Annotated in this window: 1 protein-coding gene; it reads right to left on the bottom strand. The window is 33.7% G+C overall.

Annotation, left to right across the window (positions count from 1 at the left end; genetic code table 11):
• Positions 1-359 (bottom strand): hypothetical protein (locus BFS05_RS06630; RefSeq protein ID WP_146026748.1); only part of this gene is annotated, 359 nt, incomplete at both ends.

Raw genomic sequence — 359 nt, 5'->3', positions numbered from 1 at the left:
ACCATATTCTGAGGCATGGTTACCTCAAATGCATTCACCAAGTATCCAAGCTGACGGCGAACCTTCATCTTATATTTTTTGCACCATTGAGGAAGAAGTTTATTTTGTTGATTCTTACGTTCTAAAGCAACACTTTTTCCAGTGCCACCTTTACCTTTAAGAGTAACTACAACATTTACTTCTTCTTTAGAATTGAAGTCAAATTCGTTTTTATACGCTTTTTTATAATCTTCTATAGCTTTTTCAAGCAATGAACCTTTATAAGATTCTTCTGTACCTTCATTCTTTTTATTTTCAGCAAAATCTTTAATAGCTCTTTTAATTTCTGCTTCTGTAGGCACATGACCTGAATCAGCAGC

The organism is Gardnerella coleohominis (assembly GCF_002896555.1).
Taxonomy (GTDB): Bacteria; Actinomycetota; Actinomycetes; order Actinomycetales; family Bifidobacteriaceae; genus Bifidobacterium; species Bifidobacterium vaginale_F.
The sequence above is the reverse complement of the archived record's forward strand: the minus strand, read 5'-3'. Positions and strand labels throughout refer to the sequence as shown.